We start from the raw sequence: 12,906 nt of genomic DNA, 5'->3' as shown, positions 1-12,906 counted from the left end.
ATACAAGGCAATAGGTTGGTCCATCATGACTGACTCCTGTTTCGATCCTTGCAGCGTCGACAGTTGCCTGATGCAAGTCAAGGCGCAGCGAAGAAGCGATTGAAACAGTCTGCAACAGAGCCTGCGCCCTCTTCGTCATTCAAGTGCAGATGATGCCCGCCAGGCAAGCTCTTGACCTGAAATGGCAGCCCTGACAACAGTTCCCGATTTCGGGCCAGCATTCCGTCTTCAGCCATTACCAATTGTGTCGGACACTTGATTCCAGCGACAAAGTTCATGGCCTTCTGGTGACTGAAGCGCATGGCCGAGGGCAAGGTCAGGCGACTGTCGCTGCGCCAGGTGTAACCGCCGGGCACCGGCATCAGTCCACGCTGGGCCAGCAATTGCGCCGCTTCACGACTGACGGCCACCATGCCTTTCATACGCACCTCTACTGCGCGGTCCTGATCCGGATACACCGGCTTTTGCTTGCCGGGCAAGGCCAGTTGCGCCTCGATGGCCATGCGCATGCGATTCACTGCCTCATCGGCTTCGCCGGTCAGCGGCAGCAACCCGTCGATCAGGGCCAGACGCTGCACTCGTTCAGGCATCGAAGCCGCCAGAATCACCGAAATGATTGCCCCCAACGAATGCCCCAGCAGGGAAAAGCGCTGCCAGCCCAACTGCTCAGCCACCTGCAGCACATCAACTACATAATCAGCCAGATTGTAGCTCGCCCCTGCCGGACGATGATCGGAGTGACCATGGCCTGCCAGGTCCAGCGCCACGATGCGCAGGCCTTCAAGCCGCGGTGCGAGCCGGGCAAAGCTGTTGGCGTTATCGAGCCAGCCGTGCAAGGCGATCACCGGCTGCCCGTCTTCAGGTCCGAACAGATGAGCGGCCAGTTCGATATGCCCCAGACTCAGGCGAACTTCTTCTACTGCATGGCTCATGGGCCAGTGACCTCAATGCGTCGGGCGTCCCAACGGGTAAACAATGACTTGAGCATCTGCGCTGTTTCGGTGGGCCGCTCCAGGGGAAACATGTGCCCACCTGGCATCGACAGGTATTCACCGTCCCGCAGACGCCTGGCCTGATAACCATGATGAGGCAATACCACCCGGCTGTGCTTGCCGCGCACCATGGCCAGTGGCACGCTGAGTTGTCGTGACGGCTTGGGGCTGGTGTGCGGAATACTGCGATAGATGCTGATTTCCGTGGCCGCATCGAAACGTAGACGCAACTGTTCGCCATCGGCTTGCAGGCCATGCTGCAGATAGGCATCGAAACAGTCCGGATCGAAACGGCGGAACAGCGTCTTGCTGGCGAAATAATCACGGGCTGCTTCAGCATTGCTGAACGCTTCGCGACGCCCCAGGGTACGGCCTGCGGGCGTGATGCGATCGATGAAACCGAAACGCTTGGCGGCGCGAATCATCCATTGATCCACCAGGCTCAGGACCGGCGAATCGAGCATCACCACACCTCGATACAACTCCGGGCAGCGCAATGCCGCATGAAAGTGCAGCACACCACCCAGTGAATGCCCGACACCCCAGACTGGCGCCGGTTGTTCGCGCAAATGGTGGATCAGTTCATCCACCAGATTCAGCCAGTTGTCATCGACCGGGAAACGAGGGTCGTGGGCATGCTGTTCCAGATGGGCAACCGAGTACTCCGGTGCCAGCGCGGAGAACAACTTGCCGTAGGTCGCCGACGGAAAACCGTTGGCGTGAGCAAAGAAGATATGTTGCGACATGCCGACGCACTCGATGGCCGAATATGTGGCGATTGTGCGCACCCCGCCAGGGCTACGGCAACGATTGGAAGTGCCATCGAAGGTGACACTCCGGCCATAAAATTGGCCGGAGTGTCGGCATTCAACGTGCAGGCGGTTCCTGTCCATGGGGAACGACCGCGACGGTCAGGCGGGAGATGCAGCACAGCTTGCCCTCCTCGTTGCTGATGCGGATATCCCAGACATGGGTCGTGCGACCGAGATGAACAGGACGTACTACGCCCGTTACACGGCCACTTCGCACGCCACGCAGGTGGTTGGCGTTGACCTCCAGCCCCACGCAAAAGAACTTGCTGCTGTCGACCACCAGAAAACTGGCCATGGACCCAAGGGATTCCGCCAGCACCACCGACGCCCCGCCATGCAGCAGGCCGAAAGGCTGATGGGTACGCTGATCGACCACCATGCTGCCGGTCAGGGAATCTTCGGTAAACGAGTCGAGGCGAATATCCAGTACTTCGCCAATGGTGTTCTTCTGGCCTGCATTGAGGCTTTCGAGATTGGGGGTTTCACGCCATATGGTCATGCCTGATCCTTTTTATAGATGCACTCAATCATGCTGTAGGTACCGTCTTTGCCCCGCCGCAAGCACGCTCCCTCCTGCAACTCCGCGGGAGGAAGCGTGCTTGCGACGGCGGTAAGAACCACACAGCCGTAATTCAAACGTGGCGGACACTCAACAGTGTCATGCCGCCAGCCGTTGCAAATTCGCCTTCCAGCTCGGCAAGGCTGGCGGTGCTCATGGGTTGGGCATGTTGATAGCTGCCGTGCGCCAGCAAACCGATCAAGGCGCCAACCAGAGGCTGGTGACTGACCAACAGGACGTCATCGTCAGCCTGAAGATCAAGGTGACTCAGGACCTGACGGGGATCGCTGTCGGGTGTCAGCCAGGGCACGGTCACAATCGGCTCACTGAACCCTAGCGCATGACGAACCAGCTCGGCAGTCTGTTGCGCCCGCACGTAAGGGCTGGCCACGATTCGTTGCAGCGGCTTGCCTTGCAGATGCGCAGCGCTCTTTAGCACCTCTTCGCGGCCATGGGCGGTCAGCTCACGCTCAGCATCGCTGCGCGCCCGGGATTGCGCCTCTCCATGGCGCAGTACCCAGACCTTCACAGTTTTGGCTCTTCATCACGCACCGGATGCGGTGCAGGATCGACACGATGCGCAGCCTCGCCATCCGGAGCACGCGGCGTCGGCCAGTCGGCGAATGGCCAGGGCTTCTGGTCGCTGTGAAAGGTCCCGAAACGGCCGATCTGCGCCAGAAACTGGCTCAGGCTGTCACCGAAGTTCATCAGGCTGCCACTGGGTGCGCCATAAATCAGGCGATAGACCAACTGCACCAGCACGACACCTGCCAGGACAATCTCCGCGACCTGCCAGGCGATGACGAATAGCAGCATCCACAGAATGCGCAACAGAATCGACTCGTTCTTCTGGATTTTGGATTCGTTCAAGCTCTTCTCCCTGATGAAATGGAATTCAGTTGAAACCCGTGGTGGAAATGAAATCGACGTCTGTCTTGGGCTCTGCGCGCATCAGCGCTTCGATGACCTGATTGAGCGTACGACCTTCAAAAAGAATTGCATGCAGGCCCGCGACCAACGGCATATAGACCTGAACCTGCTGCGCCTTGACCTTGAGCACCTTGAGGGTGTTCACGCCCTCGGCCACTTCACCCAGCCGGCTCACCGCTTCGTCCAGAGTCAACCCCTGGCCCAGAGCGAAACCCACCTGATAGTTACGGCTCTTGGGCGAGGAACAGGTCACGATCAGGTCGCCGACACCGGCAAGTCCCAGAAACGTCATGGGGTTCGCACCCTGGCTGACCGCAAAGCGGGTCATTTCGGCCAGTGCGCGGGTAATCAGCATGCTCTTGGTGTTTTCCCCCATGCCCAGCGCCACGGCCATGCCGGCAATGATTGCATAGACATTCTTGAGGGCGCCGCCCAGCTCCACACCGAAGCGGTCGTTACTGGCATAGACCCGAAAGGTACGACCATGCAACGCCGCCTGAACCCGCTGGCACAGTTCTTCGTCTTCACTGGCGACCACCGTCGCAGTCAGCGCATCTTCGGCGATTTCCCGGGCCAGGTTTGGACCGGACAACACACCGATGCGGGCATCGGGAACGATTTCTTCGAGAATCTGGCTCATCAGCTTGAACGTCTGGGCCTCGATGCCCTTGGTCAGGCTCACCAGCATCTTGCCGTTCAAACGCTCGACATGGGGCGCCAGCACGGTACGCAAGGCACTTGAAGGCAGCGCGACGAAAATCAGCTCGCACGCTTCGACGGTTGCAGTGAGATCGGTGACAGGCTCGACTTCAGGCCTGACCTTTATGCCCTTCAGGTAACGAGGGTTTTCACGGTTGTCGCGAATCGCTTGGGCCTGCTCCGGGTCGCGCATCCACTGGCGCACCTGATGACCGTTCTGTGCCAACAGGTTTGCAATGGCAGTGCCGAAGCTGCCGCCACCAAGAACCGCTACAGGTTGCTGTGTGGTCATAAACCAATCCATCCAGGGCCATTCAACTGGCGATGACGCATTATACGGAGCGCTGACGCATCGGCCAGCGACAAACGTTTTCAGAAACACCATCAATCATTGACCTGAGCACATTGAAGTCACACAAGTTCCATGGAAATCGCTGTCATCTCGGTTAACATGCGCCGATGCAGCATGGATTATCGTGGCAAACGGCTTTTATGCTGTGCCGATGCAAATGCTATGACCCGAACCACAGAGCGCAGAAGCATGGACGCCACACTCCACTTCCTGGATTGCCACACGGCCCAGAAGGCACGCAGCCAATGAAACTGCGTCACTGGGACATCAACACCCGTACCCAGATCATCAGCCTGGGCCCTGCACTGATCCTGACATTCCTGCTGGTCAGCTTCTTTACCTTCGTGCGGATTCAGGACCTGCGTCAGGAACTCAATCATATCGGGCAACTGATCGCCAACCAGTTGGCGCCTGCGTCGGAAACCGGGGTCATTCTCGGGGATCTCGAAACCCTCAAGAGCCTGATGCGCGCAACCCTGTCCATGCCCAATGTCCGCTATGTGGAAATTCAGGACAGCGACAACAACGTACTGATTTACATCGAACAGCCACACCAGAGCGCCAACCACTCCTTGCAGACGGAAACCTTCCAGGCGCCCATCCACTCGCAACATGCGAGCGTGAACCACAATATTGCGACCTCTGAAAGCTATCTGGGCCGAGTGCTGGTGGGCATGTCCAGCGAGGCGTTCAGCCAGCGCCAGCAGGAGATCCTGCTCAAGGCCGGTATACTGGCGCTGTTCGCCCTTCTGTTTACCTTTCTGCTGGCCAGGCGGCTGGCCCTGAGCCTGTCGCAACCGATCAGCGACATGGGGGAAGCCCTCAAGGCAATTCAACAGGGCGACTACCACACGCCTCTGCCCGTCAGTGACGATGCCGAGCTGGGTGCGCTGGCCAGACACATCAACAACCTGGCCTTTAACCTGGACAAGGCGAGTACCGAGCAACAACGCTCCATGGCCCAGTTGATCCAGACCCGGGAAGAAGCCGAACAGGCCAACCGGGCCAAATCGGACTTTCTGGCGATGATGAGCCATGAACTGCGCACCCCCATGAATGGCGTGCTGGGCATGCTGCAATTGATGGAAACCACCCGCATGACCGATGAGCAGGCCGAATATTCGGCGCTGGCTACCGAGTCCACAGAACATCTGCTGCGGGTCATCAATGACATCCTCGACTTCTCCCGTATCGAACGCGACGCCCTGCAGATCGAAGGCATCACCTTCAACCTCGCCGAGCTGGTCAACGCCTCGATCCAGGCCTTCATCCATAGCGCCCAGCAACGCAACCTGCTGCTGGAGCGGCAGATACAGCCAGGCCTGGAGTCGCTGAATGTCGTGGGCGATCCCACCCGGATCCGACAAATTCTGGTCAATCTCATTGGCAACGCCCTGAAATTCACCGAAGTCGGCAGCGTACGCATTGAAGTGAGCTGGGAAAACCTGGGCAACGATCAGGTGCGCTTCATATGCACCGTGCGCGACAGCGGGATCGGCATTCATGCGGACCGGCTGGAGTCCATGTTCGATGCCTTCAAGCAGGCCGACAGCTCCATTTCCCGGCGCTATGGTGGCACCGGGCTGGGCCTGCCGATTGCCCGCACACTTGCCGAGCGCATGGGCGGCACTCTGCAGGCACAGAGCGAAGAAGGCACAGGTTCCATCTTCACCCTGCAGATCCCTTTGCCGCTGTGCAGCAAGACGGCCACTGCCAAAGCGCCACCACTGCCGGGTATCGACTCCTGCAACAAGGAACGCTGTGTATTGCTGGTGGAGGACAACCCGGTTAACCGCACCGTGGTCACGGCCATGCTGCACAACATGGGCTGCAAGGTGGATGTCGCGCTCGACGGCGCACAGGCCGTCATCAAGGCCGCCGCAGGAAATTACGCGCTGATTCTCATGGATTGCCGACTGCCGGTCATGGATGGTTATGAAGCAACCCGGCGAATCCGGCAACTTTCGGGGCTCGGCGAGTTGCCGATCATCGCGCTGACAGCTAATGTCCTGCAGGGTGATCGTGACGCCTGTTTACAGGCGGGCATGAACGACTATCTGGCAAAACCCTTCAAACATACTGATTTACAGCAGATTTTACAGCGTTGGCTATCCTTTCGAGCGGCTGCGACTGGCGATAAATGCTAAATTGCGGCAGTCTTGTGGATCGAACCGCCCAATGATATCGGTCGGATGACGTATTTCAGTGCACAGGTGTACTTTGATTTTCCCTTGCGCTGTGACTTTCACTTCAACGCAACAGTCTATGAGTAGGCTGCCGGACAGAGTCCTGGCGAATTAGTCCGCCAGGACTGGCGATAGGGCCAGTGGCGCCCCATCTTGCCGCACAAAGATTATTGAGGAGCTCGCATGACCAAACAACACGCCTTTACCCGGGAAGACCTGCTGCGCTGCAGTCGCGGCGAGCTGTTCGGACCAGGTAACGCGCAACTGCCTGCCCCCAACATGCTGATGGTTGATCGCATCACCCACATCAGCGAAGAGGGCGGCAAGTACGGTAAAGGTGAATTGGTCGCTGAACTGGATATCAATCCAGACCTGTGGTTCTTCGCCTGTCACTTCGAAGGCGACCCGGTAATGCCAGGCTGCCTGGGCCTCGATGCCATGTGGCAACTGGTCGGTTTCTTCCTGGGCTGGCAAGGTCTGCCAGGCCGTGGTCGTGCACTGGGCTCGGGCGAAGTGAAGTTCTTCGGCCAGGTTCTGCCAAGCGCCAAGAAAGTCACCTACAACATCCAGATCAAGCGCGTCCTCAAAGGCAAGCTGAACCTGGCTATCGCCGATGGCTCGGTTACTGTCGACGGGCGCGAGATCTACACCGCCGAAGGCCTGCGGGTCGGCGTCTTCACTTCCACTGAAAACTTCTAAGGGTAATCGCATGCGCCGCGTCGTTATCACTGGTCTGGGCATTGTTTCCTGCTTGGGCAATGACAAAGAGACCGTCACCGCCAACCTGCGTGCCAACCGCCCTGGCATCCGGTTCAATCCGGAATATGCCGAAATGGGTCTGCGCAGCCAGGTTTCCGGTTCCATCGACCTCAACCTCGAAGAACTGATCGATCGCAAGATCTACCGTTTCGTCGGCCACGCGGCAGCTTATGCCTACCTGGCGATGAAAGACGCCATTGCCGATTCCGGCCTGAGCGAAGATCAAGTCTCCAACGTGCGCACCGGCCTGATCGCTGGTAGCGGCGGCGCCTCCACGCTGAACCAGATGGAAGCACTGGACACTCTGCGCGAGAAAGGCGTCAAGCGTGTCGGCCCTTACCGCGTCACCCGGACCATGGGCAGCACCGTTTCGGCGTGCCTGGCCACTCCGTTCAAGATCAAGGGCGTGAACTACTCCATCTCGTCCGCCTGCGCCACCAGCGCCCACTGCATCGGTAACGCAGTCGAGCAGATCCAGCTGGGCAAACAGGACATCGTTTTTGCTGGCGGCGGCGAAGAAGAGCACTGGACCCAGTCGTTCCTGTTCGACGCCATGGGCGCTCTGTCCACCCAGTACAACGAAACCCCGGAAAAAGCCTCCCGCGCCTACGACGCCAAGCGTGACGGTTTCGTCATCGCCGGCGGTGGCGGCATGGTAGTTGTCGAAGAGCTGGAACACGCTCTGGCACGCGGCGCCAAGATCTACGCTGAAATCGTTGGCTACGGCGCGACTTCCGATGGCTACGACATGGTTGCTCCAAGTGGCGAAGGCGCCATCCGCTGCATGCAGATGGCTCTGTCCACCGTTGACGGCAAGATCGACTACCTCAACACCCACGGCACCTCGACTCCGGTCGGCGATGCCAAGGAAATGGAAGGTGTTCGTGAAGTCTTCGGCACCGACGCTCCAGCGATCAGCTCGACCAAGAGCCTGTCCGGTCACTCCCTGGGCGCTGCTGGCGTTCACGAAGCGATCTACTGCCTGCTGATGATGGAAAACAACTTCATCGCCGGTTCCGCTAACATCGACGAGCTGGACCCGGTTGTCGCCGACATGCCGATCCTGCTCAAGACTCGCGAAGATGCCAAGCTCGATCTGGTCATGAGCAACAGCTTCGGCTTTGGTGGCACCAACGCCACTCTGGTCATGAAGCGCTGGCAGGGCAAGTAATACGCCCATCGCCACGTGATAGAAAAGGCGCCTTTCGAGGCGCCTTTTTCATGTCTGCGATATGCTTGGGCATTGCCCCGCTCAGCAGAGACAAGCCCCATGCTCACCATCAAGCCACGCGCCGAAGACGTGGAAGGCCAACCGATCTTGCGCCCCCTGCCCTCCGCCAGATGCAGAAGCGTCGGCCCCTTCGTATTTTTCGATCACATGCTGGAAACCGATTACGCGCCCGGCAGCGGCATGGATATTCGCCAGCATCCGCATATCGGCCTGTCGACCCTGACCTATCTGCTTGAAGGCCAGCTACAGCACAAGGACAGCCTGGGCAGCGACCAGCTGGTGGGCCCCGGTGACGTCAGCTGGATGACCTCGGGCAACGCCATCGCCCATATCGAGCGCACTCCTCCCCCGCTTCTCGCCAGCGGCTCGCGCCTGCATGGCTTGCAAGTCTGGCTGGCATCACCCAAGGAACATGAACAGGGAAATGGCCAGTATGGCTATCACCCGGCGCAGAGCCTGCCTTGCAGCGAGACGCCGGGAATCCGCATCCGCATGATCGCGGGCAACGGCTTTTGCCTGACCTCTCCTGTAGAAGTGCTTTCACCGACCCTGTACGCCGAACTGCATCTGCAGACAGCCACGACATTGCAGATCCCTACCGAACACGAGGAACGAGCCCTGTATGTGCTGGAGGGAGAAGCATCGCTGGATGGCGAGCCTGTCACAGCACGAACCCTGGTGGTGCTGGACCCAGGCCAGACGGTGAACCTCTGCGCAGATAGTGACTGCCATGCCGTACTGATCGGAGGCTCACCACTGGACGGCCCGCGTCGCATGAACTGGAATTTCGTGGCCAGCGACAAGGCCCTGATAGAACAGGCAAAAGCTCGTTGGGCCAGCGGAGACTGGCCGACGGTGCCGGGGGAAGTTGGCAGGATTGAACTGCCTGAATGAGGTTCGCGACTGAAGTCGCTCCTACGCAATCGGGTAAGAGCGAATTTATTCGCGAAAAAGCCCTTTATGACTTAACCGAACACTTCATCCAGCAAGTTATGCATGGTCGTAAACGCACGCTTCGAGACTTTGGCGTCGTACATCATCATGCCGGGCACGTTGGCGCCTGGATCGGTGAACGAGTGGAAGGCACCGCCGTAGCTGTGCAACTGCCAATCCACGCCTGCCGCATTCATTTCTTCCTCGAAGGCTGGCAATTGCTCTTTGGCCACCAACGGGTCGGAAGCACCGTGCAATACCAATACCGCGCCCTTAATGTTGTTCGCATCGGCAGGGTTCGGGGTATCCAGGGTGCCGTGGAAAGAGATGGCCGCTTTCAGTTCTGCACCGGTACGCGCCAGCTCAAGGGAGCAGCAGCCACCGAAACAGAAGCCGAAGGTTGCGATCCGGCTCTTATCCAGCGAGACATCGCCCTGGGCCAGCAACTGGTCGAGAGCGACCTGCATGCGCTTGCGCAGCAAGGCGCGGTCATTCTTGAGGGGGGTCATGGCGGCGCCCGCCTCGTCATTGTTGGACGGACGAATGCTCTGGCCATACAGGTCGGCCAGCAATACGACGTACCCCTGTTCGGCAACCGACCTGGCGATGGTTTCAGCGCCCTGGCTGACGCCCATCCAGTTGGGTGCCATCAATAATCCCGGACGCGCAGAGGTTGCAGCCGCGTCGTATACCAGACGGCTTTCATAAGGCTGGCCATCGATCTGATAAACCACGGAACGGACAGTAATAGTGCTGCTCATTGCTGACTCCTGCTCATTAAGGGGAAGTGATAAACCGTAAAATCAGAAAACCCGCCGAAGCGGGTTTTCTTTCAACCGGTGATCAAACCGACAGTTCGACCAGCAACTTGTTCAGACGGCGCACGTAGGCAGCCGGATCTTTCAAGCTGTCGCCAGCGGCCAGGGCCGCCTGATCGAACAGGATGTGCGACAGATCGCCGAAACGCTCTTCGCTCTGCTCTTGATCGAGCTTGCCGATCAGAGGGTGAGACGGGTTGAATTCGAAGATCGGCTTGGAATCCGGGACCTTCTGGCCGCTGGCTTCCAGGATCTGACGCATTTGCAGACCCAGGTCCTGCTCGCCGATGGCCAGAATCGCCGGGGAGTCGGTCAGGCGATGGGAAACCCGGACTTCGCTCACGGACTCGCCCAAGGCAGTCTTGAGGCGCTCGATCAAGCCTTCCTTCTCTTTGGCGATCTCTTCCTGAGCCTTCTTGTCCTCTTCGGAATCAAGTTTGCCCAGATCCAGGTCGCCACGCGCTACATCGACAAAACCCTTGCCATCGAAATCGCTCAGGTAGCTCATCAGCCACTCGTCGATACGGTCAGTCAGCAGCAGCACTTCGATGCCTTTCTTGCGGAAGACTTCCAGGTGCGGGCTGTTCTTGACCTGAGCGTAGGACTCACCGGTGAGGTAGTAGATCTTGTCCTGACCTTCCTTGGCGCGAGCCAGGTATTCGGACAGGGAAACGCTCTGCTCGCCGCTGTCGTCGCCAGTGGAAGCGAAACGCAGCAGGCCGGCGATTTTTTCCTTGTTGGCGAAGTCTTCAGCCGGGCCTTCTTTCAGCACCTGACCAAAGTTCTTCCAGAAGCCCTTGTACTTCTCGGGCTCGCTCTTGGCCAGTTTCTCCAGCATGTCCAGCACACGCTTGGTCAGCGCGGACTTCATCGAATCGATGATCGGATCTTTCTGCAGGATTTCACGGGAAACGTTCAGCGACAGGTCATTGGAGTCGACCACGCCCTTGATGAAGCGCAGGTACAGGGGCAGGAAGGACTCGGCCTGATCCATGACGAATACGCGCTGCACATACAACTTCAGGCCGCGAGGCGCTTCACGCTGGTACAGATCGAACGGAGCACGCGCCGGGACGTACAGCAGCGAGGTGTATTCCAGCTTGCCTTCGACCTTGTTGTGGCTCCAGCTCAGCGGGTTCTCGTAGTCGTGAGCAACGTGCTTGTAGAACTCCTGGTATTCCTCATCCTTCACATCAGTGCGGGAACGGGTCCACAGTGCGCTGGCACGGTTGACGGTTTCCCACTCCAGCTCAGGAGCTTCTTCGCCTTCTGCAGCCGGAGCCTGCTCTTTGGGCAGCTCGATCGGCAAGGCGATGTGGTCGGAATACTTCTTGATGATGTTGCGCAGACGGTAGCCATCAGCGAACTCGTCTTCACCGTTTTTGAGGTGCAGAACGATACGGGTACCGCGCTCGGCCTTCTCGATGGTGGCAACTTCAAACTCGCCCTCGCCTTTGGAGGACCAGTGCACGCCTTCGCTGGCTGGCAAGCCTGCCCGGCGACTGAATACTTCAACCTGATCGGCAACGATGAATGCCGAGTAGAAACCTACACCGAACTGGCCGATCAGGTGCGAGTCCTTCTTCTGGTCGCCCGACAGGTTTTTCATGAAATCTGCGGTACCGGATTTGGCGATGGTACCCAGGTGGGTAATCACATCGTCACGGCTCATACCGATGCCGTTGTCTTCGAGGGTGACGGTCTTGGCGTCCTTGTCGAAGGTCACGCGAATCTTCAGCTCAGAGCCGCCTTCCAGCAACTCCGGACGGGACAGGGCTTCAAAACGCAGCTTGTCGACCGCGTCGGAGGCGTTGGAGATCAATTCGCGAAGGAAGATTTCCTTGTTTGAATACAGCGAATGGATCATGAGGTGCAGCAGTTGCTTTACCTCGGTCTGGAAGCCCAGGGTTTCCTTTTGAGTTTCCACACTCATGGTCATCAAACTCCAAGTGGATGATATAAGCCGCCACATCCAGACCAAGGCCTGCGTGGCAGCGGGTAGTCATCAAAGTGGGGGCTGGAGGCAGGATTTCAAGAGCGCAAAAACATCAACGGCAATTCTTCTCTACGAAGACGTCCTTGCAAAAGCGTCGATGCAAGGTGTGGACAGCCGGCCGTCTCATCGGCAAGACAGCCACCTCGGCCAATGCAATCCCGGCTCGTCGACAGCGAATTCGTGCCTGTAAGGGAGACGGAACAGGTGCATTGGATATTCCGATAATCCGTTGGAACTTAACTTACACGCCTGTGCTCTGAGGCAAGTAGTTAATCAATAAGGAGAAATACCCCATGCGTAAATCTTTAGCCTATGCCTTGATGCTTTCTGCCACCCTGGGTCTTGCCGCCTGCGACAAAAAATCCGAAAACACTCAGCAAGAAGCCAACAAGGCAGCTCAACAATCCCAGGAGTCGATGGAGAAGGCTCAGGAAAAAGTGAATGATGCGGCCAAGGAAAGCCAGGAAGCTGCCCAGAAAAATGCGGAAGCCGCACAACAGCGCGCCACTGAAGCTCCTGCCCAGACGCCAGAGACAGCACCAGCCAAATAAGGCACGCCCGAGGGTCTCCAATAGAAACAATAAAGCCCGTTATTCAGCGGGCTTTATTGTGTGCGACTGTAAAACAGTCATTACACCA

The 12,906-nt window shown here is 58.3% G+C and carries 13 protein-coding genes; 5 read left to right on the top strand and 8 right to left on the bottom strand.

Translation table 11 applies throughout. From position 1 onward, the window contains the following. Positions 1–77: 77 nt before the first annotated feature. From CKW23_RS01945 to CKW23_RS01920, 6 genes are all read right to left on the bottom strand, one after another. On the bottom strand, positions 78–932 hold the full coding sequence (locus tag CKW23_RS01945; protein ID WP_025260613.1) for an alpha/beta hydrolase: 855 nt from the start codon (positions 930–932) through the stop codon (positions 78–80). Next, positions 929–1,738, bottom strand: coding sequence for an alpha/beta fold hydrolase (locus CKW23_RS01940; protein ID WP_025260614.1), 810 nt, complete (start codon positions 1,736–1,738; stop codon positions 929–931). The genes CKW23_RS01945 and CKW23_RS01940 overlap by 4 nt, the downstream gene beginning before the upstream one ends. 121 nt (positions 1,739–1,859) lie before the next feature. After that, positions 1,860–2,303 (bottom strand): hotdog fold thioesterase, encoded by a 444-nt coding sequence (locus CKW23_RS01935; RefSeq protein WP_095066933.1) that lies wholly within the window; start codon positions 2,301–2,303, stop codon positions 1,860–1,862. A 133-nt stretch (positions 2,304–2,436) separates the two neighbouring features. Continuing rightward, positions 2,437–2,892 (bottom strand): phosphohistidine phosphatase SixA, encoded by a 456-nt coding sequence (gene sixA / locus CKW23_RS01930; protein ID WP_025260616.1) that lies wholly within the window; start codon positions 2,890–2,892, stop codon positions 2,437–2,439. Next, entirely contained in the window at positions 2,889–3,233 is a 345-nt protein-coding gene (locus tag CKW23_RS01925; RefSeq protein ID WP_025260617.1) for a DUF4389 domain-containing protein, read from the bottom strand. The genes sixA and CKW23_RS01925 overlap by 4 nt, the downstream gene beginning before the upstream one ends. A 25-nt stretch (positions 3,234–3,258) precedes the next feature. Continuing rightward, complete coding sequence (locus CKW23_RS01920) at positions 3,259–4,284, bottom strand: NAD(P)H-dependent glycerol-3-phosphate dehydrogenase (protein ID WP_025260618.1); 1,026 nt, start codon at positions 4,282–4,284, stop codon at positions 3,259–3,261. A 305-nt stretch (positions 4,285–4,589) separates the two neighbouring features. On the opposite strand from CKW23_RS01920, the gene CKW23_RS01915 reads away from it, so the two are divergent. The 4 genes from CKW23_RS01915 to CKW23_RS01895 all read left to right on the top strand — a co-directional run bounded on the left by CKW23_RS01915 (position 4,590) and on the right by CKW23_RS01895 (position 9,414). Beyond that, positions 4,590–6,491 carry an ATP-binding protein gene (locus CKW23_RS01915; RefSeq protein ID WP_025260619.1) on the top strand — a complete coding sequence of 634 codons (1,902 nt, stop codon included), beginning with the start codon at positions 4,590–4,592 and terminating at the stop codon, positions 6,489–6,491. A gap of 222 nt (positions 6,492–6,713) precedes the next feature. Next, positions 6,714–7,229 (top strand): 3-hydroxyacyl-[acyl-carrier-protein] dehydratase FabA, encoded by a 516-nt coding sequence (fabA, locus tag CKW23_RS01905; RefSeq protein ID WP_025260620.1) that lies wholly within the window; start codon positions 6,714–6,716, stop codon positions 7,227–7,229. Positions 7,230–7,239: 10 nt separating this feature from the next. After that, positions 7,240–8,460 carry a beta-ketoacyl-ACP synthase I gene (gene fabB, locus CKW23_RS01900; protein ID WP_025260621.1) on the top strand — a complete coding sequence of 407 codons (1,221 nt, stop codon included), beginning with the start codon at positions 7,240–7,242 and terminating at the stop codon, positions 8,458–8,460. Positions 8,461–8,559: 99 nt separating this feature from the next. Continuing rightward, positions 8,560–9,414, top strand: coding sequence for a pirin family protein (locus CKW23_RS01895; protein WP_025260622.1), 855 nt, complete (start codon positions 8,560–8,562; stop codon positions 9,412–9,414). 71 nt (positions 9,415–9,485) lie between these two features. Here the strand turns inward: CKW23_RS01895 and CKW23_RS01890 are convergent, their stop codons facing one another. Together CKW23_RS01890 and htpG are read right to left on the bottom strand one after the other, a co-directional pair. Then, the gene (locus CKW23_RS01890) at positions 9,486–10,214 is read right to left on the bottom strand and encodes a dienelactone hydrolase family protein (RefSeq protein ID WP_095066932.1); all 729 of its coding nucleotides are present in this window, start codon (positions 10,212–10,214) and stop codon (positions 9,486–9,488) included. Between the two features lie 82 nt (positions 10,215–10,296). Further along, positions 10,297–12,204, bottom strand: coding sequence for a molecular chaperone HtpG (gene htpG, locus CKW23_RS01885; protein WP_095066931.1), 1,908 nt, complete (start codon positions 12,202–12,204; stop codon positions 10,297–10,299). A gap of 356 nt (positions 12,205–12,560) precedes the next feature. Here htpG and CKW23_RS01875 point away from each other — a divergent pair, with 356 nt between their 5' ends. After that, positions 12,561–12,818, top strand: a complete 258-nt coding sequence (locus CKW23_RS01875) for a hypothetical protein (protein ID WP_025260626.1) — start codon at positions 12,561–12,563, stop codon at positions 12,816–12,818. The last annotated feature ends 88 nt before the right edge of the window (positions 12,819–12,906 follow it).

The organism is Pseudomonas sp. Irchel 3A18 (assembly GCF_900187465.1).
In the GTDB taxonomy this organism is placed as follows: domain Bacteria; phylum Pseudomonadota; class Gammaproteobacteria; order Pseudomonadales; family Pseudomonadaceae; genus Aquipseudomonas; species Aquipseudomonas cichorii.
This window is presented reverse-complemented; position numbering and strand designations above follow the sequence as displayed.

Bases quoted from the DNA above. Each gene is read 5' to 3' on its own strand.
- CKW23_RS01920 (WP_025260618.1), bottom strand. From the start codon at position 4,284: ATGACCACACAGCAACCTGTAGCGGTTCTTGGTGGCGGCAGCTTCGGC.
- fabB (WP_025260621.1), top strand. From the start codon at position 7,240: ATGCGCCGCGTCGTTATCACTGGTCTGGGCATTGTTTCCTGCTTGGGC.
- CKW23_RS01890 (WP_095066932.1), bottom strand. From the start codon at position 10,214: ATGAGCAGCACTATTACTGTCCGTTCCGTGGTTTATCAGATCGATGGC.
- CKW23_RS01940 (WP_025260614.1), bottom strand. From the start codon at position 1,738: ATGTCGCAACATATCTTCTTTGCTCACGCCAACGGTTTTCCGTCGGCG.
- CKW23_RS01945 (WP_025260613.1), bottom strand. From the start codon at position 932: ATGAGCCATGCAGTAGAAGAAGTTCGCCTGAGTCTGGGGCATATCGAA.
- CKW23_RS01895 (WP_025260622.1), top strand. From the start codon at position 8,560: ATGCTCACCATCAAGCCACGCGCCGAAGACGTGGAAGGCCAACCGATC.
- htpG (WP_095066931.1), bottom strand. From the start codon at position 12,204: ATGAGTGTGGAAACTCAAAAGGAAACCCTGGGCTTCCAGACCGAGGTA.
- CKW23_RS01935 (WP_095066933.1), bottom strand. From the start codon at position 2,303: ATGACCATATGGCGTGAAACCCCCAATCTCGAAAGCCTCAATGCAGGC.
- CKW23_RS01915 (WP_025260619.1), top strand. From the start codon at position 4,590: ATGAAACTGCGTCACTGGGACATCAACACCCGTACCCAGATCATCAGC.
- CKW23_RS01875 (WP_025260626.1), top strand. From the start codon at position 12,561: ATGCGTAAATCTTTAGCCTATGCCTTGATGCTTTCTGCCACCCTGGGT.
- fabA (WP_025260620.1), top strand. From the start codon at position 6,714: ATGACCAAACAACACGCCTTTACCCGGGAAGACCTGCTGCGCTGCAGT.